General features: G+C 68.9%; 19 protein-coding genes. 13 read left to right on the top strand and 6 right to left on the bottom strand.

Features of this window, described 5'->3' with window-relative positions; translation table 11 throughout:
- Positions 1 to 102 precede the first annotated feature (102 nt).
- Together LGN19_RS15465 and LGN19_RS15460 are read left to right on the top strand one after the other, a co-directional pair.
- The gene (locus LGN19_RS15465) at positions 103 to 528 is read left to right on the top strand and encodes a VOC family protein (RefSeq protein ID WP_226215725.1); all 426 of its coding nucleotides are present in this window, start codon (positions 103 to 105) and stop codon (positions 526 to 528) included.
- Between the two features lie 133 nt (positions 529 to 661).
- Positions 662 to 1,246, top strand: coding sequence for a flavin reductase family protein (locus tag LGN19_RS15460; protein WP_122945065.1), 585 nt, complete (start codon positions 662 to 664; stop codon positions 1,244 to 1,246).
- 214 nt (positions 1,247 to 1,460) lie between these two features.
- Here LGN19_RS15460 and LGN19_RS15455 read toward each other — a convergent pair whose 3' ends face one another.
- Positions 1,461 to 2,282 carry a nitrilase-related carbon-nitrogen hydrolase gene (locus LGN19_RS15455; RefSeq protein ID WP_226215723.1) on the bottom strand — a complete coding sequence of 274 codons (822 nt, stop codon included), beginning with the start codon at positions 2,280 to 2,282 and terminating at the stop codon, positions 1,461 to 1,463.
- A gap of 178 nt (positions 2,283 to 2,460) precedes the next feature.
- Complete coding sequence (locus tag LGN19_RS15450; protein ID WP_226215720.1) at positions 2,461 to 3,252, bottom strand: response regulator transcription factor; 792 nt, start codon at positions 3,250 to 3,252, stop codon at positions 2,461 to 2,463.
- 224 nt (positions 3,253 to 3,476) lie between these two features.
- On the opposite strand from LGN19_RS15450, the gene LGN19_RS15445 reads away from it, so the two are divergent.
- The 6 genes from LGN19_RS15445 to LGN19_RS15420 all read left to right on the top strand — a co-directional run bounded on the left by LGN19_RS15445 (position 3,477) and on the right by LGN19_RS15420 (position 14,009).
- Positions 3,477 to 5,816 (top strand): hypothetical protein, encoded by a 2,340-nt coding sequence (locus LGN19_RS15445; RefSeq protein WP_226215719.1) that lies wholly within the window; start codon positions 3,477 to 3,479, stop codon positions 5,814 to 5,816.
- The gene (locus LGN19_RS15440) at positions 5,813 to 7,033 is read left to right on the top strand and encodes a hypothetical protein (protein WP_226215717.1); all 1,221 of its coding nucleotides are present in this window, start codon (positions 5,813 to 5,815) and stop codon (positions 7,031 to 7,033) included. The genes LGN19_RS15445 and LGN19_RS15440 overlap by 4 nt, the downstream gene beginning before the upstream one ends.
- A gap of 13 nt (positions 7,034 to 7,046) precedes the next feature.
- Positions 7,047 to 7,718 (top strand): DUF1266 domain-containing protein, encoded by a 672-nt coding sequence (locus LGN19_RS15435; RefSeq protein WP_205191970.1) that lies wholly within the window; start codon positions 7,047 to 7,049, stop codon positions 7,716 to 7,718.
- Between the two features lie 60 nt (positions 7,719 to 7,778).
- Positions 7,779 to 8,570, top strand: a complete 792-nt coding sequence (locus tag LGN19_RS15430) for a topoisomerase IV (protein WP_226215715.1) — start codon at positions 7,779 to 7,781, stop codon at positions 8,568 to 8,570.
- Positions 8,571 to 8,893: 323 nt separating this feature from the next.
- On the top strand, positions 8,894 to 10,558 hold the full coding sequence (locus tag LGN19_RS15425) for a ShlB/FhaC/HecB family hemolysin secretion/activation protein (protein ID WP_226215713.1): 1,665 nt from the start codon (positions 8,894 to 8,896) through the stop codon (positions 10,556 to 10,558).
- A gap of 118 nt (positions 10,559 to 10,676) precedes the next feature.
- Positions 10,677 to 14,009, top strand: coding sequence for a filamentous hemagglutinin N-terminal domain-containing protein (locus LGN19_RS15420; RefSeq protein ID WP_226215711.1), 3,333 nt, complete (start codon positions 10,677 to 10,679; stop codon positions 14,007 to 14,009).
- A gap of 148 nt (positions 14,010 to 14,157) precedes the next feature.
- Here the strand turns inward: LGN19_RS15420 and LGN19_RS15415 are convergent, their stop codons facing one another.
- The 3 genes from LGN19_RS15415 to LGN19_RS15405 form a co-directional block, all read right to left on the bottom strand.
- Complete coding sequence (locus tag LGN19_RS15415) at positions 14,158 to 15,087, bottom strand: phosphatidate cytidylyltransferase (protein ID WP_122945072.1); 930 nt, start codon at positions 15,085 to 15,087, stop codon at positions 14,158 to 14,160.
- A gap of 37 nt (positions 15,088 to 15,124) precedes the next feature.
- Positions 15,125 to 15,757, bottom strand: a complete 633-nt coding sequence (locus tag LGN19_RS15410; RefSeq protein ID WP_226215709.1) for a lysophospholipid acyltransferase family protein — start codon at positions 15,755 to 15,757, stop codon at positions 15,125 to 15,127.
- 102 nt (positions 15,758 to 15,859) lie between these two features.
- Positions 15,860 to 16,090, bottom strand: coding sequence for a hypothetical protein (locus LGN19_RS15405; RefSeq protein WP_174957126.1), 231 nt, complete (start codon positions 16,088 to 16,090; stop codon positions 15,860 to 15,862).
- A gap of 124 nt (positions 16,091 to 16,214) precedes the next feature.
- Between LGN19_RS15405 and LGN19_RS15400 the strand changes: the two genes are divergently transcribed.
- The 4 genes from LGN19_RS15400 to LGN19_RS15385 all read left to right on the top strand — a co-directional run bounded on the left by LGN19_RS15400 (position 16,215) and on the right by LGN19_RS15385 (position 20,528).
- Positions 16,215 to 16,820 carry a CDP-alcohol phosphatidyltransferase family protein gene (locus tag LGN19_RS15400; RefSeq protein WP_089450299.1) on the top strand — a complete coding sequence of 202 codons (606 nt, stop codon included), beginning with the start codon at positions 16,215 to 16,217 and terminating at the stop codon, positions 16,818 to 16,820.
- Between the two features lie 80 nt (positions 16,821 to 16,900).
- On the top strand, positions 16,901 to 18,670 hold the full coding sequence (locus LGN19_RS15395; protein ID WP_226215707.1) for a bifunctional alpha/beta hydrolase/class I SAM-dependent methyltransferase: 1,770 nt from the start codon (positions 16,901 to 16,903) through the stop codon (positions 18,668 to 18,670).
- The gene (locus LGN19_RS15390) at positions 18,667 to 20,076 is read left to right on the top strand and encodes a phosphatase PAP2/dual specificity phosphatase family protein (protein ID WP_226215705.1); all 1,410 of its coding nucleotides are present in this window, start codon (positions 18,667 to 18,669) and stop codon (positions 20,074 to 20,076) included. Before LGN19_RS15395 ends, LGN19_RS15390 begins: the two co-directional genes overlap by 4 nt.
- Positions 20,076 to 20,528, top strand: coding sequence for a hypothetical protein (locus LGN19_RS15385; RefSeq protein ID WP_226215703.1), 453 nt, complete (start codon positions 20,076 to 20,078; stop codon positions 20,526 to 20,528). Before LGN19_RS15390 ends, LGN19_RS15385 begins: the two co-directional genes overlap by 1 nt.
- A gap of 81 nt (positions 20,529 to 20,609) precedes the next feature.
- Here LGN19_RS15385 and LGN19_RS15380 read toward each other — a convergent pair whose 3' ends face one another.
- A complete protein-coding gene (locus LGN19_RS15380; protein WP_226215701.1) occupies positions 20,610 to 21,632 on the bottom strand; it encodes a sensor domain-containing diguanylate cyclase in 1,023 nt (340 codons plus the stop codon).
- 483 nt (positions 21,633 to 22,115) lie between these two features.
- On the opposite strand from LGN19_RS15380, the gene bcsB reads away from it, so the two are divergent.
- On the top strand, positions 22,116 to 24,428 hold the full coding sequence (bcsB, locus tag LGN19_RS15375) for a cellulose biosynthesis cyclic di-GMP-binding regulatory protein BcsB (RefSeq protein ID WP_226215691.1): 2,313 nt from the start codon (positions 22,116 to 22,118) through the stop codon (positions 24,426 to 24,428).

The raw sequence follows: 24,428 nt of genomic DNA, 5'->3' as shown, positions 1-24,428 counted from the left end.
CGTTTGTGAATGACGCAACTATATATTGATTTAATTTCTGCTCGAGCTTGACTACCATGGTGCCGTCCTCGCGCCACGCGAGCGTTCCATCACGAGGCAACCATGAGTCTTTCCCCGTTTCACCTGGCGATCCCGGTCTACGACCTGCCGGCCGCGCGCGATTTCTACGGCCGTGTGTTCGGGCTGGCAGAGGGGCGTTCGAGCGCGCAGTGGGTCGACTTCGACTTCTACGGGCACCAGCTCGTGATCCACGAGCATCCGAGGACCGCGTCGCAGGAAGGTGCGCACACGAACGCGGTCGACGGTCACGACGTGCCGGTGCCGCATTTCGGGATCGTGCTCGACTGGCCGAGCTGGGAAGCGCTTGCCGAGCGGCTGCGATCGTTCGGCGTGACCTTCGTGATCGAGCCGTATGTGCGGTTCCAGGGGCAGGTCGGCGAACAGGCGACGATGTTCCTGTTCGATCCGTGCGGCAATGCGCTCGAATTCAAGGCGTTCCGCGATATCGGCCAGTTGTTCGCGAAGTGACCGGCGGCGCGGTCAGCGCCGATTGAAATTGGGTGCGAGAATGCGGCCTCCGGCCCGGCTGTGCGCATGCGCACCGACCGGCGCCGCGCCGCGCCGCACGGCATTCGTGCGTGCCGTTCTCCAAGGAACCCGTATGGACAGTCATATCGCGCCGGTTGAGCTGAAGAAAGCCTACCGTCTCCTCAACCACGGCCCGACCGTGCTCGTGTCGGCCCGCCACGACGGCGTCGACAACGTGATGGCCGCCGCATGGGCGTGCGCGCTGGACTTCCAGCCGCCGAAGCTGACGGTCGTGCTCGACAAGACCGCGAAGACGCGCGAGCTCGTCGAGCGCAGCGGCACGTTCGTGATCCAGGTGCCGACGGCCGCACAGATTCAGCTCACGCATGCGGTCGGCAGCCACAGTCTCGCGGAGCGGCCCGACAAGCTGCGCGAAGCAGGCGTCACGCTGTTCGACGTCGAAGGCCACGATCTGCCGTTCGTCGCCGGCTGTTCGGGCTGGCTCGCGTGCAAGCTGATTCCGGAGCCGCACAACCAGCAGACCTACGACCTGTTCATCGGCGAGGTGGTCGCGGCGTGGTCCGACACGCGCGTGTTCCGCGACGGCCACTGGTATTTCGAATCGGCCGATCCGGCACTGCGCAGCCTGCATTACATCGCGGGCGGCAATTTCTATGCGATCGGCGAATCGCTGCACGTGGACCCGGACGCGAAGTAAGCGTCGGCCGGGTGTGCTGTCCCGATCCGGGCGCGCGGTTCACGCGCGCCTTTTCAATTCCATCCGCATGGTTTCGGCGAATGCCTGCGCGACGCACGGCAGCGTGCGCTCGCTGGCGCTCGACGCGCACCGCAAATCGGTCGGTTCGGTGCTGCTGGCGAGCGAGGTGCCCGACCCGGCGTGACGGATGGTGTCGCGCCGGGCGGGCACGCCCTTACGGAATCAGCAGTTCGCGAAGGCCGTTTGCGTGCTCGATGCGTTCTCCCGCAATGTGCAGGCGCTGATCCCGGCGATACTCGTAGACCGCGCGCGACGCAGCGAGCTGGTCGAAATCGAGTTCGACCGCGTGACGCGATTCGGCATTGCCGGCCTCGAAGATCAGGTTTCCGAACGGATCGGCCGCAAGGCTGCCGCCTGCGAACACGACGTCGTGCGTGCTGCCGCCGACGCGGTTGGCGACCACCGCGAACACCTGGTTCTCCATCGCGCGCGCCGTTGCCGACGTGCGGTGGACGGCGCGGTACGGTTCCATGTTGCCATCGGTGATGAGGATCAGCTCGGCGCCGAGTGCGGCGAGCGCGCGGCCGGTTTCGGGGAATTCGTTGTCGTAGCAGATCAGCAGGCCGATCCGCACGCCGCGCCATTCGATCGTCGCGTAACGGTCGCCGGGCAGCACGACGCCGTGCTCGCTCACCCACAGATGCGTCTTGCGATAGCGCATTGCGATGCCGTCCGGCGTGACGAATACCGTGGTGTTGTAGAAGCGGCCGCCGTCGTTCTCGATCAGCCCGACCACGACGGCAACGTCACGCGCGCGTGCGGCCGCGATGACCGCGCCGACGCTCGGACCGTCGAGCGGCTCGGCGCATTCGGCGAGATTCGACGGATCGAGGAAGCCGGTGAGCTGCGCTTCCGGAAACATCACGATGTCGGTGCCCGGCGCGCAGGTCGCGATTGCCGCGAGCGTGCGCTGCAGGTTGTAGTGCGTGTCGCCGTCGCGACCGGCGAGCTGGACGATGTCAAGCTTCAGTTTCATGGCGATGTCGGTAGCAGGGGGGCCGTCGCCGGTGGCGCCGGACGGGTGGGTAAAGAGGCCCCAGTATGCGCCGAAGCGGCGGATTTCCCATCCCGCCGGTGCGTTAACCCGTCGGGGGTATTGCTCTTTGACGCCGCCGGTGGCGGCGAGCGCCGACCCGCGTGACCCGCGATGCGTTTCAGGGGCCGGTCTGCGCGTTCAGGAACAGCGAGAACAGCTCCGATTGCGAGTTGATCGCGAGCTTCCCGTAGATGTTGCGGCGATGCACCTTGACCGTTTCCGCCGAGATGGCCAGCTTGTTCGCGACTTCCTTGTTCGACCGGCCGCTGAGGATCAGCCGGATCACGTCGAGTTCGCGCGCGGTGAGCGGCGTGCCGAGCCGCGCCATCGCCTGCTCGAAACCGTCGTGTGCGCCGGGCCGGCGCGGCGGCGCATGGTTCGCGGAGGCGGGTTCGAACGCGAGCCGCTGCCGCATCAGCCCGGCCACCCACGGCCGGATCAGGTCGAGCAACGCCACCTGCTCGGGGCTGAAGCGCCGCTTGCTGCCGAGCGACAGGCACAGCGTGCGCGCATCATCGAGCACGACGTTGAACTGCACCTCGTCCTCGACGACGTTGTGCGTGAAATAGAGCGTGTAGTACTCGGTATCGCGGAAGCATTCGGGCGCGACGTCGGACAGCCGGAACAGGCCGCTCTTCGGCGCATCGCGGTTCGCGATGTAGAACGGGTCGAGCTGGTACAGGCCCTGCACGTAGTCGCGGAACAGCGGGTCGGGGCCGCCGCCTTCGTACGGGCATTCGGCGAACACCTGCGGGCGGCCGTCGCCGAACGTCAGCGCGACCCAGCTGTCGACCGCGACGTATTCCTCGATCAGCCGGATCAGCGCCAGCCAGAAGCCCGGCTGGTCGAGCGACTCGATGAGCCGCCCGACCGAGCGGTGCCAGGCGACATCCTGCAACGTGAGGTTCATGCGTGTTCCGGGTCGGGCGGGACCGGTCGGGACGCATCGCGCCGTCGCGCCGTGCGCATCGACCGGATCCGGGAATGAAGAACGAGATCGTAACGCCGGACGCCACGAATGGCGAGGCCGCGCACCGCCTCCGTCTCCTGATAAGCTATCGCGATTCCGAGAGGGAGCAGTCGTTGACTCCCAGTGCCAATACCAAGACCAAGACCCATAACGATATGACAACGATGCCTTTGACGGGCCAGCCGCTCGACACGTTGATGAACCGGCTCGAAGCCGATCTCGAGGAAAGCGACTCGAGCCGCGAGAGCGACCTTGCGGCAAGACTGCGGGCCCAGCCGTTGCGTGCCGATTCGCTCGACGCGATCGCGCGCCTGCACACGCTCTGGATGCACGCCGGCGATCCGGCCGCCGCGCGTGCCGTGCTCGACGACGACGGCACGGCCGTGCAAGACGCGGCGCCGCCCGACGCGCGGCCCGATATCCGCATGCAACTCGCGCTGTACCGGCTGCAGGTCGCCCGGCACCTGGAGGAGAACGATGCCGTCACCCACGCGATCGGCCAGATGCACGACGTCGTGCGCACGTCGCCGACGCTCGATGCCGACCGCTTCGTCCGCGCACGCATTCTCGATACGCTGGAATACGACCACGCGGAGCACGCGCTCGACGCGATCGAACTGCGGCATGCGTTGAATGGCGCGCTGGCCGACCGGGCCAGGTTTCGCGCCTGGGACGAGGCGAACCGGCAATGCCTGCGTGCGTGGGCACTGCGGCGGCTTGGCCGGGACGACGACGCGCGGGCGGCGGCCGAGGCCGCGGTGGCGGCCGTCGCGTCGGCAGGCGCGGACCAGGACATCGATGCCGATGACTGGCTGCGGATCGGCCGGGCGATGATCGAGATTGCGCCGCTGCAGTTCGACACGATTCGCCAGGCCGTCGAGTCGCGCATTGCCGACTGGGCACTGCCGCCGCGCCGCGAGGCCGAGGTGAGGCTGGCGCGGCTTGCCGCACGGGCGGCACACGCGCAGGGCGATCTCGACGGCGCGCTCGCCCGTTGCGAGATGGCGAGTCACAGCCTCGAGTCGGACGGCGGAGACGACTTCATCGAATACGAGCTGCCGTGGCTGCTCGAGGCGGGCCGCTTCGACGACGCGGGGCGCCGCGCGTTCTTCCACGTGTACCAGGTCGAAAGCAGCATGCTCGACCGGGTGGGGCAGATCATCCACGCACGCCTCGCCGAGCCGACCGATACATCGGTCTGGTGGCCGCTGTGCGCGATGCGCGCAGCCGGTTTCGAGCCGACGCTCGAGCGGCTCGTCGAGCTCGGCGCGGAGCAGCCCGACGCGCTGGCCGCGCGTTCGCCGACGCATGGCGAGATCTTTGCCGCGCTCGGCTCGCTCGAGGGCGATGCGTTGCGCTACGCGGTCGCCGACGCCGCACGCGAGGTCGCGCTGCGGCGCGCGCCCGGCCATCCGTGGATCGCACGGCTCGCGGCGGTCTACGATGGCGAAACCGGCCGCATCGACGCGATGACCCAGGCCGCGCGCCTGCTCGCGGCCGCGCAGGAAGGCGAGATGCACGACAACCGCACCGCGTTCGTGCTGACCGAGACGCGCATGCGCGCGCTGGGCGTCGCCGCCGCGCTGAAACTGCCGCCGCCGTCGCTGCGCAGCGGCTTGTGGAGCTACGCATTCTCCGGCTGGATCGAGGGCCGGGTCGAGGAGGCGATCGACGCGCTGCCGGCCGCGGAACGGGCGCCGGTGCGCGCCGACCTTCTGCGCCTGAGGATCGCCGCCTACGAGCAGGGCCGCGCGTGCATGGAGCGCTTCTTCGAGACCGGCAAAGGGCACCCGTACGACGCGTGTGCGCACCTGTATTCGATGCTCTGCAACAACCTTGCGATTCTCTACCGCGACGAGGACCGTTACGACGAGGCGCTGGTCCTGCATCGCAGCGGGATTGCGGCGAGTTCGTTTGCCGAGCATTACTCCGGTGTCCGCTACGTGCTCGCGTGCCAGGAGAAGGACGACGAGATGCTCGAGGCCGCCGAGCAGCTATGGCATTACGCCGCCGAATACGGTTACAGCCGGCACGACCCGAACTGGTACGTGCGCGATGTGGTGCGCGCGCTGTATCGCGTCGATCGTTGCAACGAACTGCCGATCTGGCTCGAGCGCCTCGTCGGCTGGCAGCGCGAACACGATCAGGTCGACGGCAGTCTGCCCGACGAGGCGCTGATCGCCCGCTTCGTGTTCGTGTCCCACATGGCGGCGTCGCATCCGGACCAGGCGTCGGCGCTGTACGACGCCGCGCGTGGGCAGGCCGACGCGTCGCGCGATCTGGACGTGCTGATCCGGGCCGCCGACGCGGCATACGATCTGGGCCGCCAGTCGGATGCGAAGTATTTCTACGAACGTGTGCTCGCCGGCAACCGGCACGCCGCCGAACCGCTCGACCTGATGGAGGACGTGATCGAGCGTCGGATCCGCGAGGCCGACGCGCCGGCGGCGCAGGATCCGGCGACAGCCGCGCCGAACAAGCGCTGGTGGAAGTTCTGGCAATGACGGCCGTCGGTCGGCGGGCCGGCTACGCGCCGCGCAACGCGCTGAACGCCGATGCGCTGAAAGCGGCGATCGCCGCGCGCAGCACCGCGCGGGGCGATGCCGACGCGGTGCGCGCGTGGCTGCTCAACCATTTCTACCGGCATGTCGTCGCGAACTTCGAGCCCGCGCGCACGATCGGGTCGCTCGACGATGCGCGGCAGGCGCTCGGCCAGGCCGCGCCGCCGGCGTGGGTCGCGCAGCGCTTCGGTCCCGGCGCGAAGACGATCGGCGAGGCCGACGCCGGCAGGCAGGCACCCGTCGTCTGGGTCGACCCGGCCGATCCGCACCTTCTTGCACTCGAAACCACGCTCGTCGAGTTTCTCGAATCGCGCAAGGGAACCGGGCTCGAGGGCAAGCTCGATCGTGTCAATTGCCCGCAGGCGCTCGCGATGTGGGAACGCGAGCATGCGGAGATGGCGGCCCGGATCTCACGCGGCTGGCGCGAGAGCCAGCCCGATGCGCTGGGTACGTGGTGCGAAACCGCCAACGGGCGCTTTGTCGAGTTCCTGCCCGACAGCGCGCTGCTGCGCGCCGAAATGGCGTTCGAGAGTTACGTGATGCGCCATTGCCTCGGGCAGTTCGCCGACCGGCAGGCGCTGACGGGCGGCTACGGCGGACGCTATGCCGAAGCGATCGAGGCGCGCACGCTGCGGTTGCTGAGCTTCCGGGATGCGGGCGGCCAGCCGCACATCACGATCAGCGTCGCGGTGAGTGCGGACGGCGGCCTCGACGTCGATCAGGTCAAGGGCAAGCAGAACCGGCCGCCGGTCGAGCGCTACGTCGACGACGTGCTGGCCTGCCTGAATGCACTGGGGACGACGGATCGCACGCCGTCCGACTGCATCGCGCTCGGCGTCGTCCATACGCCGTCGGGGTGGTGCAGGATCGAGGACGTGACGGATGCCGCGTCGCAAGCACGGCTCGTCGCGCGCCATCCGCAATTGTTCGGGCGGCTCGCCGAGCCGACGCCGACCGTCGAGTGGCTGGTCGCCGCGCGGCAGCCTGAACTGCTGCAGGCGCGGCCGCCGCGTGCGGGTTCGGTGCGTTACGCGGTGCGCGCGGCACTCGCGCCGGCGGGGTCGTCCGCACGGCCGGACGATGCGCAGCCTGCCTTTGCAACCGAGGACGTGCGCTGGCCCGGCTACGCCGCGCCGCATGGCGTCGGTGCCGCGGAATGACGGGGCGAAGACCATGATATTCAAGTTGATCGTTGCCCTGTTCGTGCTGTGGCGCATCGTGCGCTACTTCCGCCGGCGCGGCGGGCGTTATTCGGCCTTGTCGGCCCGCAAGCACTGGGCGCTGCTGCTCGCGCATCCGTACGTGGAAGCGACGGGATTCTCGGGTTTCGACGATGCGGACACGAGCCACCTGAACGACACGTCGCGCAAGTTCCTGCGTGCCCAGATGCTGCACCAGATGGAGTTGCGCACCGACGCGACGGACGACGATGCGCGCGCGCATCTGGCGCGCGTGCTCGAGACGCAGTGGTTTCGCGCCGACCTGCATGCGCTGCAGCCGACCGACGATCCGCGTGCGGCGCTCGCGTTCGCCTGTGCGCGGATGGCGTTCCTCGCGCGCGTGGCGATGCTGATGGGCTGGACCGAGCCGGACACCGCCTGGCGCGTGTTGCTGCTCAACGCGCAGCGCGCCCAGGACTGTTTCGACAGCTGGACGGATTTCGGCCACGCCTACGTCGCGGGCCGCAAGCAGTGGGTGGCCGGATTTCGCGCCGATCCGTTCGGCAAGGCGTTCGACGACGCGACGCTGCAACGCTGGCTCGCACCGGGTGGCGGTGCATGGGGGCAGGCGGCGTGGCCGGGGCTGGCGGCGTTCGATCCCGAGCCGGTCGCGCAACCGCGTTGATGTCGTGATGCCGCCGGCCGCTTGCTTCCTGCACCGTTTCCCATCCCTGTCGACGTCGACATGATCTCATCCGTTCATCCCCTGGTGCGACGTCTGGCGCTGTCCGTTGCGTGTGCGGTGCCGGCGGCGGCGCATGCCGTCGAGCCGGCTGCCACCGACCACCTGCTGCGCACGTTCATTCACGACAGTTACGGCAACTGGCGCGCGGACCGCAAGGGCTGGCAGTCGGACCCGGGCGATTTCATCTATGCATCGTGCGGCTCGCTGCGCGTGGCAACGGCCGACGGCCCGCGCTACTTGCTCGCGATGTGCGGCGAAACCGAGGCGGCCGAGCAGAACGGGAATCCGGGCATGGATTCGGACGGCACGACGGGGACGATCGACCTGTACGTGCTGAAGCCGGCGGCGGACGGCAAGACCCTCGAGCCGGTGGTGAAGAAGACGGACATCGCGTCCGGCAAGCGCGGCGAGCCGGGCGCCGTGCGCATCGAGCGGTACGGCCCGCACCTGTTCGGTTTCACGATTGGCGACGGCGTCACGCTGCAGGGCTACACGATGGCGATGCGGTCGATCTGGCTGCCGGTCGGCAATGCGCTCGTCGAGGCCGCTCCGCGCATCGACGAAGCGCTCGACAACATGGGATCGCTCGATTGCGGCAACGCGAAATCGCATTGCGAGAGCCGCACGTTCACGATCATGCCCGACACGACCGGCACCGGCGACGTCTATCCGCTGACGGTCACGGAAACGGGCACGCGCGGCGACAAGGCCATCCATGCGCGCTATACGGTGAAGTTCGACGCAACACGCGGCCGCTACGTCGTGCCGAAGGCATTGCGCGAAGGGTACTGAAGCGGCCCGCCCGACGAACCGGGACACGATCTTCCGCAGCCCCGGTGCCTGCTTTAACAAGGCTAGTCACGCGCGCAATAGGACAAGTCAGAATTGCGCGAAAGTGTCGTGAAGCCGCGACTTTCACATTCGCTTGACAATTTTCCCGCACGCTGCCGGGTAATCTCCGACCTTTCACGAGACGGCACGCATGCGAGTGCTGTCGCGCGTGGCGGGCCGGTTCGGTGCCGCCTCGCCGGGATGTCCGGCGACGCGCGACACACGAGGATCAAACATCACATCGCCTGCCGGATTCACCCGTAACATAGGTAGTCCGAATCAATATGAAGGTATCCGGCATGGTGGGCGCCGCGATGGCGTCGAGCCTGCTGTCGCTTTCGGCAGGGACAGCGGCGGCGCCGTTGTCGACGTCCGATCCGCAGCGGCATCAGGAACAGCAGCTCGACGCCGTGCGTCGGCAGGCCCTTCAGTCCGCCGATGTGCTGACGCCGGAGGCGGGCGCACGTGGCGACACACTCAAGCTGCCGCACGAAACGCCGTGCGTGCCGATCCGTTCGATCGAATGGCGCGGCGCGGCCGATTTCCCCTGGCTGTCGAAACAGGCCCCGGGCGTCGGGCAGTGTGCCGGCACTCGCGGGCTCGCGGCGATTCGCAGCTGGGCCACCGATCAGCTGGTGGCGCGCGGCTACATCACGTCGCTTGCCGCGATTCCGGACCAGGACTATGCAGACGGACGGGTGATCGTCGAGGTGCTGCCCGGCCGGATCGGTGCGATCGACGACGCGCAGGGCGGCATCGGTACGGCTCGGGGCGTATTTCCGCACGGACCGGGCGCGCTGCTGAACGTGCGCGATCTCGACCAGGCGCTCGAAAACATGCGCCGCCTGCCGGGGCAGTCGGCCGCGACCTTCGCGATCGCACCCGGCGCGGCATTCGGCGACAGCGATATCCGCGTCGGGCATCCGGCCGGCGCGCGCCGCATCCGCGGGGTACTTACCGCGGACAACAGCGGTCAGGACGCGACGGGGCGCAACCAGGTGGCCGCGATCGTCGCGGTCGATTCGCCGCTCGGCCTGTATGACCAACTGCTGCTGACCGCCGGCAATGATGCGTATCCGCGGCGCTCGACGCGCGGATCGCGTTCCCTCAGCGCCAGCTGGGACGTACCGGTCGGCTATGCGTCGTTTTCGCTCGCCGCGAGCGAGTGGGCGACCCGGCAGGCGATTCCCGTCGGCGATACCACGTTCGTGTACGCGCGCCGCACGCGGCGGATCGAAGCCGGCATCGGCTATGTGCCGTACCGGTCGGGCAGCGGGCGCACCCGCGTCGGCCTGACGCTGGCGCGGCGGGAAGACCGCGCGTGGTTCGACTCGTTCGAACTGCGCGTCCAGAAGCACGTCATCACGAGCTACACATTCTCGGCCAGCCACCTGCAGCGGTTCACGCGCGCGTCGGTGGAGGCCGGCGCATCGTGGCGCGGCAGCCTGCGCGGGCTGAGCGCCTTTCCCGGCTACGTGCAGGACCGCAGTGACTGGAATGGCCGCTACGGGATCGCGACGGCGAACGTGGCGGTCGACGCGCCGTTCACGGTCGGCGCGCGCCGGGCGAACTACCGCGGCACATTCGTCGTGCAGCGTGCGCCGTCCCCCGTGCCGTCGACGGAATTCCTGCAGATCGGCGGACGCTACACGGTACGCGGCTTCGACGGCAACGAAACGCTGGCCGCACGCAGCGGCTGGGTGCTGCGCAACGAGCTGTCGACACGCGCGGTGGCGGGCATCGACGCCTATGCCGCGCTCGACGCGGGCAGCGTGACAGCCGACGCGGATACGCCGGGCGGCCGCACGCTGGTTGGCGGCGCGCTCGGCCTGCGCGGCGGCTACAAGCGCGTGAGCTTCGACGTCGCGCTCGGCATGCCGCTGCTGAAACCCTCCACGCTGCACAGCGCAAGCCCGACGCTCGACGTTCAGATTGCCGCGCGGTTCTGACGGCATCTGATTGCTTCATCCCGTGCAGCGGGGCGTGCTGTCGCGACGACATCGCGCTCCCGTTGAACGGTCCGGTGCGGGATTGTCCCGCCCGTCATCCACCCAAGCGAGGACCACCATGAAAATGACTCGAAAGCGTGCGGCGCACCGTCACGCGCCCCTGACCCCGAAGCGGCTCGCGCAGTTGCTGGCCGTCGCGTTGCCGGCGTTGTCCGCGCCGGCCGCCCATGCGCAGATTTCCACGGGCGGCTCCGACAACCCCCACGTGCCTGGCATCAGCTTCAAGAACAAGAACATCATCGTCGAGATCGTCAAGCCGAACGAGGCAGGCGTATCGCACAACCAGTTCATCAACTACAACGTCGGGTCGAACGGGTTGATCCTGAACAACGGCAGCACGGCGTCCGATACCCAGCTGGCGGGCCGGATCGACGGCAACGCGAGGCTCGGCGGACAATCGGCGAAGGTGATCCTGAACGAAGTCATCGGCGGTGAACGGACGAAGCTGCTCGGGCCGACGGAAATCGCCGGCCAGTCGGCGCAGCTGATCGTTGCGAACCCGAACGGGATCACCGCGGACGGCGCGAGTTTCATCAATGCGTCGCAGGTGAAACTGGTCGCGGGCACACCGGTGTTCGATGCGAACGGCAATGCGGGCGCGTTCGATACGAAAGGCGGGATCGAGATCGAAGGCAGCGGCCTCGATGCTCGAGGCGCGGCACGTACCGACCTGATCGCCCGCACGCTGCGCGTCAACGCAGCCCTGCAGGCGCAGCAGCTCGTGGCAACCGCGATCGACGGCAACGTGAAGATCGAAGGCGACAAGCTGACCTATGCACTCGCGCAAGGCACGAACCGCCCGGAGATTGCGATCGACGTGTCGCAGCTCGGCAGCATTCATGCGAATGCGATCACGCTGATCGGCAAGGGTTCGAGCATCGGCGTCAACGTCGCGGGCCGGATCGAGGCGATCGCCGGCGACCCGGTCGTGCCGAAGACGCGCGGTATCGTGTCGGGCGGCGGCATCGTGGTGATGGGGTCGACCGGCACGGTGAAGGACGCCGGCGCGAATGGCGATGTCCGGCTGGTGGGCGATGCGAATATCGATGGGACGATTGCGGGAAGCGTGCTGACGATGCTCGGCGAGACGAAGATCGGCAAGCGCGGCATCGTGACGGCGAGCGACGCGTTGCTCGCCGTCGGCTCGAATTCGGCCGGCACGACGTTGACGAACGACGGGTTCGTGCGGGCCGGGGCGGTGCGGGTGACCGGCAGCGTGCACAACAGCGGCACGCTGCGCGGTGATCGGTCGGTATCGCTCACCGGCAACGCATTCGTCAACGAGGCGGGCGGGCTGGTCAGTTCCGGCGGAGCGGTGGACGTCGTCGGGGGTACGTATCGAAACGACGGGAAAGTTGAGCAAAACGCGGTGTTTCCTGGCGGCAACCCTGAAGGCGGCGGCAATCAGGGAGGGGACGGTCAGGAGGGCGGTAACCAGGGAGGTGGCAACGCGGGAGGTGGTAACGCGGGAGGTGGTAACGCGGGAGGTGGTAACGCGGGAGATGGCAACGCGGGAGGCGGTAACGCGGGAGATGGCAACCAGGGAGATGGCAACCAGGGAGGTGGCAACGCGGGAGATGGCAACGCGGGAGATGGCAACGCGGGAGGTGGTAACGCGGGAGGTGGTAACACGGGAGGTGGTAACGCGGGAGATGGCAACCAGGAAGGCGGCAACCCCGGCACCGGTAATCCCGGATCGTCGGTCCCGGGCCTCGTCGCTGACACGAACGACGCGAACTCGCCCCGGATCGACGTGAAGGACGGCGTACCCGTCGTCGACATCGCGAAGCCGAACGGCTCGGGCCTGTCGCACAACCGTTTCACGGAGTACAACGTTGGCCCGGACGGGCTGGTCCTGAACAACAGCACGAAGCCCGTCGACACTGAACTCGCCGGCCAGATCGGCGGCAACGCGCGGCTCGGCGGCCGGGCGGCCCGCGTGATCCTGAACGAGGTGACCGGCAGCGGGAAGTCGATGCTGAAAGGGCCGACGGAGATCGCCGGGGCGTCGGCGCTGCTGGTGATCGCGAACCCGAACGGGATCACCGCCAATGGCGCGAGTTTCATCAATGCGTCGCAGGTGAAACTGGTGGCCGGCACGCCGTCGCTCGACGCGAACGGCAACGCGAACCGCTTCGACACGAAAGGCGAGATCGTCGTCGAAGGCGGCGGGCTCGACGCGCGCGATGCGAACCGGATCGACCTGATTGCACGGACGTTGCGTATCGATGCAGCGCTGCATGCGCTGAAGCTGGCCGCCATCGCGGGTGATGGCACGGTGACCTACGACGGCGACAATTCTGCATTCCGTCTCGCGCAGTCGCCGAACCGGCCGGAGGTCGCGATCGACGTGTCGAAGCGCGGCAGCATCGACGCCCACGACATCACGCTGACCGGCAACGGCTCGGATACCGGCGTGAACATCGACGGCGCGATCCGGTCGACGATCGCATCGGGCACGGGCCTCGACGGCAACGTGACGATTGCCGGTGGTTCGCGCATCGGCGGGTCGGTCGACGGCGAATCGATTCAATTGCTGGGCGGTGCTGACGTCGGCAGCGCTGGCAGCGTGACCGCGCGCGACGCATTGAGCGTGCTGGGCGGCCTGAAGAACGGCGGCACGGTCACGGCGGCATCGGTCAGCGTGAACGGCGGAACGATCAATGCGGGCAAACTGATCGCACACGGCCGGTTCGCCACCAACGGCGGGCTCAGAAACGACGGCACGCTCACGGCCACGTTCGCCAGCGTGAACGACGGCGCATCGAACACCGGCACGCTTAGCGTGGAAGGCAGGCTCGGCGTCAATGGCGGGCTGACGAACGACGGCACGATCGAGGCGGCGACGGTGAACGTCAACGGTGACACGTCGAACTCGAAGCGGCTGTTCGCCAGCGACGCCCTGATCCTGAATGGCCGCACGACGAACACGGGCCACCTCGTCACGGACGGCACGCTGTCGATCAACAGGGGGCTGGAGAACGGCCTCGAAGTCTGGGCCAAGGCCGTCAGCGTAAACGGCGGCGTGACCAACAAGGGCACCTTGACAGCGCTCGACCGGCTCGCCGTCAACGGCGGGTTGACGAACGGCGGCACGGTCGAAGCCGAATCGATCAGCGTGAACGGCGGTGCGACGAATCGGGGTACGCTGACCGCGGATACGCGTCTGGCGATCAACGGCGGGCTGCGGAATCACGCCGAGGTGCATGCGGCGACGATCAGCGTGAACGGTGGCGTGTTCAATGCCGGGACGCTACGCGGTGACGACCGGATCGGGATCAACGGCGGACTCGACAACCTGACCGGCGCACGGGTCAGCAGTGGTGGCGTCGTGAAGGTGAACGGGCGGGTGGCCAACGCGGGCGAGATCGAGCAGTACGTCAAGCGTTGATCCGCCAGTTCTTCCGGTCGGGGCCTGCCTGACCGGAAGACTGCCGCGCGCCGCGCCGCGTCGCGCGGGTAAGGGGTGCCGGCCGCGTGCAATGCGCGGCCGGCACATGCGGGCGCACCAGGCCGGAAGCGGCCGGCGCGCCCGCGCATTACACGTACAGATACCGCACGAGGTGGAAGAACACCGGTGCGGCGAAGCAGATCGAGTCGACGCGATCGAGCATCCCGCCGTGGCCCGCGATCATCGAGCCCCAGTCCTTGGTGCCGAGCGAGCGCTTGACGGCCGACAGCACGAGGCCGCCGACGAAGCCCGCGATCACGATCGCGAGCGAGATGCCGAATGCCGACCAGAAGCTGAACGGCGTCACGCGATACAGCGATGCGCCGCACAGCGTGGCCAGCAAGCCGCCACCGATGAAACCTTCGATCGTCTTCGACGGCGACAGTTGCGGCGCGATCTTGCGCTTCCCGAACAGCTTGCCGACCACGTACTGCAGCACGTCGCTGATCTGCACGACGAACAGGAAGAAGAACAGCAGCAGCGCGTTCTGCCCCGCGTAGTGGGGAATGTCGAGGATCAGCACGGCCGGCGCGTGGCTCAACCCGTACACGCACACCATCAGCGCCCAGTTGATTTTCGCGTTGCGGCTCAGGAATTCGCGCGTGTCCTGCGTGAGCGCCGACACGAGCGACATCGCGAAGAACAGGTGCACCGGCACGAAGATCGAATACATCCCGTACCAGTTGATCCCGAGCAGCAGGTACTGTACGGGGATCGCGACGAAGAACGCGATGAACAGCGTCGTGTGGTCGCTCGCGGTGGTTGGCGTGAGCGTGATGAATTCACGCAGCGTCAGGTAGGACAGCACCGCGAACACCAGATACGTGATGTTGTTGCCGAGGCCGATCGCGATGGCCATGATCGCGATCATCGCCCACCACGCGCGGATGCGCTGGTTCAGGTTGACGATGGTCGCGCTCGTGCCGCCGCTGCGTGCGCCGAGGATCGCGCCGATCACGGTCGCGACGACGAGCACGCCCGTGACGCCCGCGACCAGTTCCCAGAAAATTGTTCGCATTGTTGATATCCGGAAAAGAGAGAAGAGGGCGCCGGGTTCAGCCGGCCGGCCGCTGCGGCGGCGCGAGCGCGACGATCGCGTCGCGCATGCGGGCGAGGAACGACGGCTTGTCTTCCTGGGCGCCGAGCGCGTCGTTCGCGCCGAAGTGCACCTTGCAGATCAGCGGCACCGGCCAGATCGCGCCCTTCGGCATGATCCGCTGCAGGTTCTCGAGATAGACGGGCGCGAGCGCGACGTCCGGAAACTCGGTCGCGAGGTGGAACAGCCCGCTCTTGAACGGCTGCGGCAGGATCTCGGCGCCGCGCGTGCCTTCCGGGAAAATGATGATCGAATGGCCCTGCTTGAGCGCATCGCGCACGGGGTCGAGTGGATCGCCGCCCGATTCACGGTGGCGGTCGATCAGCACGACGTTCAGCAGCTTCTGCGCGATGTGGCGCTTCATGTCGCTGCTGTCCCAGTAGTCGCGCGCGGCGACCGGCCGCACGACCGCGCGCACGTTGCGCGGCAGTGCAGCGAGGATCGCGAGCGTGTCGATGTGGCTCGTATGGTTCGAGAAGTAGATCTTCTGCGTCGGCGACGGCGGCGCCTGATGCCAGACCGGATACGCGCCGGCCACGAGCCGCACGATGGACAGCAGGAAATCGCGCTGCCAGACGTTGAGGATGTTCATCGGCGCTGCGCCTCCTGCCTGCCTGCATGGCCCGCTGCGCGTGCGCGGCGGGCGGGACCCCGGAATGCCGGCGCGGCAGGATGCGCGCCGGACGGCCCTTGTTTAAATTTTTTCAAATTCGTGGCTGCCTGTCGCAGGTCCGCGATAATCGGACGGTTCGCCGTCACACGCTGTTGCGTCGCGGCGAATGCGCCGGTCGGCGGCGTGATAATCGGCTGTTGCACGAGTGCCCGTTTGCAGTTCGAATGGATCTCGCTGCGATCGGGCCAGCGGATTATCGCGAGTTTCCGTCAAAAACGCCAGATTGGCGCCATGCGCGTGGGCCGGGCGCATGCTTGACGCATCGGGGCTGCTCGGCGACGATTAGGGCCGTCCATGGAAGGCCGTCCAAGGCCGTTTCGCCGCCCCGGGGCAGGGTGGCGGGAAACGTATCCGACTGTGCCGCGCAAATAAAACGATGAGCCTCTACGCACTCAAACCCAAATTCCAGAACCGTCTGCGCCCGTTCGCGAACTCGCTCGCCGAACGCGGCGTCACGGCCAACCAGGTAACGCTGTTCGCGGCCGGCGGCTCGATCGTCGTCGGCGCGCTCGCCGGGCTCGGTGTGTTCGCCCGCGCGCTGTTCCTGCTGATCCCGCTATGGCTGTTCGTGCGGATGGCGCTCAACGCGATCGACGGGATGCTCGCCCGCGAGCACAACCAGAAGAGCACGCTCGGCGCGTACCTGAACGAACTCGGCGACGTCGTGTCCGATATCGCGCTGGTGCTGCCGTTTCTCGCGATTCCGGCGTTCGCTCCGGCAGACGTCTGGCTGTTCGCGCTGACGGCGGTGATCGTCGAATGCGCGGGGCTGATCGGCCCGCTGGTCGGCGTGAGCCGCCGCTACGACGGCCCGTTCGGCAAGAGCGACCGCGCGCTCGCCCTCGGCGCGTTCGCACTGTGGATCGGGCTCGGGTTTTCGGTCGGCGGCGTCGCCGCGTGGCTGTGGCGCCTGCTGATCGTGCTGTCGATCGTGACCGTGGTGCGGCGCGTGCAGGCCGGCATCGCGGAAAAGGGCGGTTGAAAAGGTAGTCCAGGCAGTTGCAGTACCGGGCGCCGGAGGGCGGCGCACCAAGATTCGAATAACGAAACGAGAGAGATCGCATGAGCGCACGCATGGCCCGCGAGGCCGACTTCATCACGCACGACGGCGAAACGCTGTTCTATCGTCACTGGCCCGCAACGGGCTCGCGCTGCCGCGGCGCAATCGTGTTGCTGCATCGCGGCCACGAACACTCGGCGCGCGTCGCGCACCTCGTCGACGAGCTCGACCTGCCCGATTTCGCGTTCTTCGCGTGGGATGCGCGCGGCCACGGCCGCTCGCCCGGCGCGCGCGGCTACAGCCCGAGCGCGGCCGCGTCGGTGCGCGACCTGCAGACCTTCGTCGAACATATCCGCGACACGCACGGCATCGCGATCGAGGACATGGCCGTGGTCGGCCAGAGCGTCGGCGCGGTGCTCGTCGCCACCTGGGCGCACGATTACGCGCCGCCGATCCGTGCGCTCGTCGTCGCATCGCCGGCGTTCCACATCAAGCTCTACGTGCCGTTCGCGCGGCCTGGCCTGCGGCTGATGCACAAGCTGCGCGGGCTGTTCTACGTGAACAGCTACGTGAAGCCAAAATTCCTCACGCACGATCCCGAGCGGATCGCGAGCTATGCGTCCGATCCGCTGATCACGCGGCCGATCGCGGTCAACATGCTGCTCGACCTGCACGACACCGCGCAGCGGATCGTCGCCGACGCGGCTGCGATCACCGTGCCGACGCAACTGCTGATCTCGGGGGCCGACTGGGTCGTGCATCGCGGCCCGCAGGACCGTTTCTTCGAACGCCTCGGCGCGGCGCGCAAGGAGCGCATCGTGCTGCCGGGCTTTTATCACGATACGCTCGGTGAACGCGACCGCGCGCAGGCGCTCACGCCGCTGCGTGCGTTCGTGCTGCGCGAATTCGATGCGCCGAGCCCGCGTGTATCGCTCGCCGACGCCGACCGGCGCGGTGCGTTTCACGACGAATACGCGGCGCTCGGCCGGCCGCCCGCGAACGTGTTCGCGCGTGCGTACTGGGCGCTCACGCGGGCCGGACTGAAGGCCGGCGGCGCGCTGTCGGACGGCATCGCGCTCGGGCTGCGGCTCGGCTTCGACTCGGGCTCGACGCTCGACTACGTGTACCGCAACCGCGCGCAGGGGCGCCTCGGCGTCGGCGCGCTGATCGACCGCACGTATCTCGACTCTCCGGGCTGGGTTGGCATCCGCCAGCGCAAGGTGCATCTGCAGGAACTGATCGGCGCGGCGATCGGCCGCCTGCGCGGCGGCGGCACGCCGGTGCGGATCGTCGACATCGCGGCCGGGCACGGGCGCTACGTGCTCGACGCGATCGCGTCGGCCGCCGAGCGCGACGGCGCGGCGCCCGACGACATCACGCTGCGCGACTACAGCCCGCCGAACGTCGAGGCCGGGCGTGTGCTGATCGCGCAGCGCGGCCTCGAGCCGATCGCGCGCTTCGAGCGCGGCGACGCGTTCGACGAGGCGTCGCTCGCGACGCTCGAGCCGCGTCCGACGCTCGCGATCGTGTCGGGCCTCTACGAGCTGTTCGGCGAGAACGCGCTGATCGAGCGCTCGCTGCGCGGGCTCGCGCAGGCCGTGCCGCCGGGCGGCTATCTCGTCTATACGGGGCAGCCGTGGCATCCGCAGCTCGAATTCATCGCGCGCGCGCTGAACAATCACCGCGGCGAGGCGACCTGGGTGATGCGCCGCCGCTCGCAGGCCGAGATGGACGAACTCGTCGCGCGCGCGGGCTTCCGCAAGCTCGACCAGCGGATCGACGCAATGGGCATCTTCACGGTCAGCCTCGCGCAGCGGGTCGACGCGTCATGAGCGCGCTCGACGGCGGCGCGAGCGGCCTCGCCGAGCCGGCCGCGGCCGCCGGCGCGCGCGACGCGTCGTTCGCGCTGCGCTTCGGCTGGCTCGCGGCGATGGGCGCCGTGTTCTTCTCGACCTACGGTTTCGCGAACTGGCTCGCCGCGCGCCGCGCGGCAGTGCCGACCTTCGCGTTCGGCTGGGAGCACGCGATCCCGTTCGTGCCGTGGACGATCGTGCCGTACTGGTCGATCGACCTGCTGTATGCGCTGTCGTTCTTCTTCTGGACGCGCCGCGCCGACCTGCTCGATCACGTGAAGCGGCTGCTGACCGTGCAACTGATCTCGGTCGCGTGCTTCATCGCGTGGCCGTTGCGCTTCGGCTTCGAGCGGCCCGACGCGGGCGGCGCGGCCGGTGCGCTGTTCACGCTGCTGATGGGCTTCGACAAGCCGTTCAACCAGGCGCCATCGCTGCACATCGGGCTGCTCGTCGTGCTGTGGGCCGTCTATGCAAAGCATCTGCGCGGCACGCTCGCGCGCGTCGTGCTGCACCTGTGGTTCGCGGCGATCGGCGTGTCGGTGCTGACGACCTACCAGCATCACGTGATCGACGTACCGACCGGCGCGGCCGTCGGCTGTCTCGCGCTGTTCCTGTTTCCGCTGAGCGATGCCGCGGGCCGGCTGCCGGGCGCCGACGCTTCGCCGGGCGCGGCCGGCCGCGCGCTCGCGCGCCGCTATGCGCTCGGCGCGGCGGTGGTGGCGCTCGCGGCGCTCTGGTGCGTGCCGCGCGCGCCCGGCTGGGCGCTGGCGGCCGGGTGGGTCGCGCTGGCGCTCGCGTGTGTCGCGTGGATCTACCGGCGCGGCGCGCCCGGCGCGTTCCAGAAGGACGCGCACGGGCGTTTTCCGGTCGTCATCCGCTGGCTGCTCGCGCCGACGATTGCGGGCGCGTTCGTCAATTCGCGGTTGTGGACGTTCCGGCAGCCGGCGCCGGTGCGGATCGACGAACGCGTATCGATCGGCCGCACGCCGACCACGCGCGACGTGCGCCGCCACGGTTTCACCGCACTGGTCGACCTGACCGCCGAAATGCCGCGCTGGACGTCGATCCATGCGTCGTCGCTCGCGTATGCGACCGTGCCTCAGCTCGACCTCGTCGCGCCGACGGCCGCGCAACTCGCGCAGGCCGTCGCGGCGCTCGAACGCCTGCATGGGGAAGGGCGCGACGTGCTGGTCTGTTGCGCGCTCGGCTACGGGCGCAGCGTACTGTGCGCGGCTGCGTGGCTGGCCGCGCGACGCGGGTTCGGTGATGCGCGCGACGCGCTGGCCGCGGTGCGCGCGGTGCGGCCGCACGCTGTGTGGTCGGACGACGGCGTAGCCGTGCTGCAGCACTGGATCGATCGCCGTCGCGGCGTGGGGAGCGTGTGATGCGCGACCCGTCCGCGCCGTTCAGGATCGCCGCCGCGCGTGGCGCGCTCGATGCGGGCGCGTGGGCGATCGCGGCCGCGCTGGCCGCGTCCGGCGCCGGCTGGTGGATTGCGTCGGGCTGGGCGCCGGCGACGATCGCCCGCGTGCTGCTGGCCGTCGTCAGCACCGGGTCGGGGATCGCGGCGCTGTGGTACGCGGTGCGGATCGAGATCGACCGCCGGCTGTTCGCCGCGCTCGCGCGCGCGGCGGCCGGCGACGCATCGGTCGACGACGGGCTCGCGGCGCTCGACCGCGCGCTCACCGATCTCGGCTGGATCGACGCGTCGAAGGCCGGACGTGCGCTCGATGCACGTGTACGCGGCGCGGTCGGGTTGTGCCGCGCCGGTGTGCTGGTCGCGATCGTGCAATGGCTCGTGGTCGGGCTCGCGATCGCCGTTCCGCAGATCGGCTAGCGGCCGTTCAAGCCAGCCGGGGGCGGTCGACGGTGTCGTTCCGCCCGCCGGTTCGTCAAGAAAACCGCCTTCGAGTGCGCGTTACGCGTGAGCCGTCCGCTGCGACCGCGTGCGCTTCACTTCATACATCGCCTGATCCGCATGCTCGATCAGCGCGTTCATGTCGGTGCCGTCGTCGGGCAGCAGCGCGATCCCGACGCTGACGCCGAGCCGCATCGGGCGCCCCTCGAATTCGAACGGTTCGCCGACCTGACGCGCGAGCCGCGTGCTTTGCGCATGCGCATCGTCGCGGTTGCCGATGTTCGGCAGGATCACCGCGAATTCGTCGCCGCCGATGCGCGCGACCGTGTCCGAGCGCCGCACCGCCCCCTGCATCCGCGTGGCGATCTCGCGCAGTGCCGCGTCGCCCGCGCGGTGGCCGAAGCCGTCGTTGATCGGCTTCAGCCCGTCCATGTCGATGTTGAGGATGCCGAGCCGGCCATTCGCGCGCAGCGTCGTGTGCATCGACTGCCGCAGGCGGTCGTAGAACAGCGCGCGGTTCGGCAGGCCCGTGAGCGCGTCGTGCGTCGCGCGCAGGTACAGCTCGTTCGCCTCGTTGCGCGCCGCGTGGAACATCGCGGCGGCGATCAGGTCGGCCGTCAGCCGCAGCGTGCCGGCGTCGGCTTTCGAAAAGCCGTCGACCTCCGGCGACATCACCTTCAGCACGCCGACCGTCGTGTCGGCATGGGTGAGGGGCATCACGAGCATCGAGCGCAAGCCGACCCGCCGGCATGCGTCACGGTCGACGCGCGGGTCGGTTTCCGAATCGGTGCAGTGCAGCAACGCGCCTTGCTGCACGCACAGGCCCGACAGGCTGCCCGAGCGCCGCAGCCGCAGGCCGAGCATCCCGGCCGCGGTGCCGGACGCGGCGCGGTACACCATGTCCTCGCCCTCGGCGAATTCGACCGCGGCGGCGCTCGCGCCGGTGAGGAGCGGCACCTGCTCGGCGACGTAGGCCATCACGCTGCCGAGGTCGAGGCCGAGCTTCGCGATCTCGGTCTGCGCGGCGATGATGCGCAGCAGCGTGTCGGGGGACGGAGTGGCGGTGTCGGCTGTTTGAGTCAAGTCAGTTTTCCGTGAAAGAAAGCGCATCCGGCGGTGCGGGATTGCGGTAGCATACGCGCCGCCTCGCGGCCGAGCGTCCCGGGCGGTCTGCAACGGACCGCCGCCGGCCAGCCGTACCGCGCCGGCAGTATGCCGTTCAGCCTGTTCGGCGACAACGGCGCAATTCTTGCCATTCGTCCCGCTAGTGCGGCAATTCCGACCGGAGTGAGGTTTTTTCGCCTCATCGTCGCGAATCGAGGTGAGTTTTGTCCTATTTTTGAGATAGTGTGACGAATGGGTGTGCGCCGGTGCCAGGCGCGCACAACTCGACGAAGGGCGATTAAAGAAATCGCCGCATCGTTTCGATAACTGAATCAGGCCACTTCGTTACTTCGTTACATGAGGGGAAGCAGTGGGGATGTTCACTCACGGGCATTGCTGCTTTGCGCGCGTCGGCTTCGATGCGACGGTTGACCGGATGATCCTGACGAAACGGAGCGGCGCATGAAGCCGGCCGTGTCGCTGTTCGTCCTGTCGGCCGCCATGGCCGGCGCTTTCCATACCGCTGCGCTGTCGGCCGCGCCGATGCCGGCCGTGCCGTCCGCCGGCGCGTCGTCCGGCGCTGCGTCGGTGCCGGTGCTCGCGGCCGCGCCTGCGGCGGCCGGCGTGCCGCCTGCCGGCCTGCCGGCGACGACGGTGCACCTGCCGTTCGCGTCGCTCGGGGCGTTCGATCCGCTGCGCCTGCGCGGCGCCGACGACGCGCGCACGATCAACGCCGGCGTGCGGCTCGATCGCGTGGTCACCGGCGCGCGGTTGCGCCTGACCTACGCGTATTCACCGTCGCTGGTGTTCCCGATGTCGCACCTGAAGGTGTCGGTGAACGGCGAGGTCATCGCGACCGTCCCGTTCGACGCCGCGCAGGCGGGCCGCACGGTCACGCAGGACATCCCGATCGATCCACGCTACTTCTCGGATTTCAACCAGATCGGCCTGCGCCTGATCGCGCACTACACGCTCGACCATTGCGAGGATCCGTCGAACTCGGCGCTGTGGGCCGACGTGAGCCCGAAGAGCGAGCTGATCCTTGACGAATCGCCGGTCCGCCTGCCGAACGATCTCGCGCTGCTGCCCGCGCCGTTCTTCGACCGGCGCGACAACGGCCGGGTGCGGCTGCCGTTCGTGCTGCCGGCATCGCCCGATTCGGCGACGCTGCGCAGCGCGGGCGTGCTCGCGTCGTGGTTCGGCGCGCTGGCCGACTACCGGCATGCGCGGTTCCCGGTGTCGTCCGGGCTGCCGGCCGACGACCAGGCGGTGGTGATCGGCACGGCCGCGATGCTGCCGGCCGGCCTCGCGCTGCCGTCGATCACCGGCCCGCTGCTCGCGGTGGCCGACAACCCGGCCGCGCCGGGGCGCAAGCTGCTCGTCGTCACGGGCCGCACCGCGGCCGAGGTCGACGATGCGGTGGCGACGCTCGTATTGGGCCGCGTCGCGCTGTCGGGGCCGGCGGCGACGGTCGCGCACGTCGATCTCGGCGCGCCGCGCAAGCCGTACGATGCGCCGCGCTGGCTGCCGGTGAACCGGCCGATCACGTTCCGCGAGCTCGTATCCGATACGCGCGAGCTGGAAGTGCGCGGCACGGCGCCCGATGCCATCCGCCTGAACCTGCGCGTGCCGGCCGATCTGCATTCGTGGAACGGCGCGGGCGTGCCGATCATCCTGCGCTACCGCTACACGGCGCCGACGGTGCAGGACAATTCGACGCTCGCCGTCGAGATCAACGACCAGCTCGTGAAGTCGTACCGGCTCGGGCCGGCCCATGCCGAGGACGCGCACGGCCGCATGCAGCTGCCGCTGCTGTCGGTGCCGGAAGGGCGCGTGACGAGCGACGTCGACATCCCGGCGTTCCGGGTCGGCAGCGGCAACCAGCTGCAATTCCGCTTCACGCTCGACACGCAGAAGACGGGCCTGTGCGCGAGCACGGCGACCGAGCCGCAGCGGGCGGCGATCGATCCCGATTCGACGATCGACTTCTCGCACTTCGTCCATTACGCGCAATTGCCGAACCTCGCGTTTTTCGCGAACAGCGGCTTCCCGTTCACGCGCTTCGCCGACCTGTCGCAGACGGCCGTCGTGCTGCCCGACCGGCCGTCGCCGCAGGAACTCGAGGCCTACCTGACGATGCTCGGCCACATGGGCGAATGGACCGGTTTCCCGGCGCTGCGCGTGCAGGTCGCGCGGCCTGGCGACGTCGCCGCGCTGTCGGGCAGCAAGGATCTGCTCGTGATCGACGGCTCGCCCGCGTCGCCGCTGCTCGCGCACTGGCGCTCGGCGCTGCCGCTCGTGATCGGCGAGCAGGGCGGCGCGGGAGGCGAAGGCGCCGCGCGCGTCGCGTTCTCGGTGAAGGAGCGCTGGCGCAACGGCGTCGGCCTGGCCGAAGGCGGCGCGCATATCGAACAGACGGGCTCGCTTGCGGCGCTCGCCGGGTTCGAGCTGCCGGGCAGCCGGGGGCGCAGCGTCGTCGCGCTCACGGCGACCGACCAGCCGCGCCTCGGCGATCTGCTCAACGTGTTCGAGAATGCCGGGCTCGTGTCGCAGTTGCAGGGCGACCTTGCACTGGTGCGGCCGGGGCAGGTCGACAGCCTGCGCGTCGGCGACCCTTACGTGGTCGGCTTCGTGCCGTGGTACGCGCGCGTGTGGACGCAAGCGGCGCGGCATCCGGTCGTGCTCGGCGCGGTCGGCGTCGTCGCGGGGCTGCTGCTCGCGCTCGGCGCGTTCAGCGTGCTGCAGAGAATCGCCGCGCGCCGACGGGGGATGTAA

Source organism: Burkholderia sp. AU30198, from assembly GCF_020419825.1.
Classification (GTDB): Bacteria; Pseudomonadota; Gammaproteobacteria; order Burkholderiales; family Burkholderiaceae; genus Burkholderia.
Note: the sequence above shows the minus strand (reverse complement) of the source record. Positions and strands in the feature narration are given on the sequence as shown.

Excerpts from the sequence above, each read along its gene's own strand:
- LGN19_RS15465 (WP_226215725.1), top strand. The coding sequence starts at position 103 with ATGAGTCTTTCCCCGTTTCACCTGGCGATCCCGGTCTACGACCTGCCG.
- LGN19_RS15460 (WP_122945065.1), top strand. The coding sequence starts at position 662 with ATGGACAGTCATATCGCGCCGGTTGAGCTGAAGAAAGCCTACCGTCTC.
- LGN19_RS15455 (WP_226215723.1), bottom strand. The coding sequence starts at position 2,282 with ATGAAACTGAAGCTTGACATCGTCCAGCTCGCCGGTCGCGACGGCGAC.
- LGN19_RS15450 (WP_226215720.1), bottom strand. The coding sequence starts at position 3,252 with ATGAACCTCACGTTGCAGGATGTCGCCTGGCACCGCTCGGTCGGGCGG.
- LGN19_RS15445 (WP_226215719.1), top strand. The coding sequence starts at position 3,477 with ATGCCTTTGACGGGCCAGCCGCTCGACACGTTGATGAACCGGCTCGAA.
- LGN19_RS15440 (WP_226215717.1), top strand. The coding sequence starts at position 5,813 with ATGACGGCCGTCGGTCGGCGGGCCGGCTACGCGCCGCGCAACGCGCTG.
- LGN19_RS15435 (WP_205191970.1), top strand. The coding sequence starts at position 7,047 with ATGATATTCAAGTTGATCGTTGCCCTGTTCGTGCTGTGGCGCATCGTG.
- LGN19_RS15430 (WP_226215715.1), top strand. The coding sequence starts at position 7,779 with ATGATCTCATCCGTTCATCCCCTGGTGCGACGTCTGGCGCTGTCCGTT.
- LGN19_RS15425 (WP_226215713.1), top strand. The coding sequence starts at position 8,894 with ATGAAGGTATCCGGCATGGTGGGCGCCGCGATGGCGTCGAGCCTGCTG.
- LGN19_RS15420 (WP_226215711.1), top strand. The coding sequence starts at position 10,677 with ATGAAAATGACTCGAAAGCGTGCGGCGCACCGTCACGCGCCCCTGACC.
- LGN19_RS15415 (WP_122945072.1), bottom strand. The coding sequence starts at position 15,087 with ATGCGAACAATTTTCTGGGAACTGGTCGCGGGCGTCACGGGCGTGCTC.
- LGN19_RS15410 (WP_226215709.1), bottom strand. The coding sequence starts at position 15,757 with ATGAACATCCTCAACGTCTGGCAGCGCGATTTCCTGCTGTCCATCGTG.
- LGN19_RS15405 (WP_174957126.1), bottom strand. The coding sequence starts at position 16,090 with ATGCGCCCGGCCCACGCGCATGGCGCCAATCTGGCGTTTTTGACGGAA.
- LGN19_RS15400 (WP_089450299.1), top strand. The coding sequence starts at position 16,215 with ATGAGCCTCTACGCACTCAAACCCAAATTCCAGAACCGTCTGCGCCCG.
- LGN19_RS15395 (WP_226215707.1), top strand. The coding sequence starts at position 16,901 with ATGAGCGCACGCATGGCCCGCGAGGCCGACTTCATCACGCACGACGGC.
- LGN19_RS15390 (WP_226215705.1), top strand. The coding sequence starts at position 18,667 with ATGAGCGCGCTCGACGGCGGCGCGAGCGGCCTCGCCGAGCCGGCCGCG.
- LGN19_RS15385 (WP_226215703.1), top strand. The coding sequence starts at position 20,076 with ATGCGCGACCCGTCCGCGCCGTTCAGGATCGCCGCCGCGCGTGGCGCG.
- bcsB (WP_226215691.1), top strand. The coding sequence starts at position 22,116 with ATGAAGCCGGCCGTGTCGCTGTTCGTCCTGTCGGCCGCCATGGCCGGC.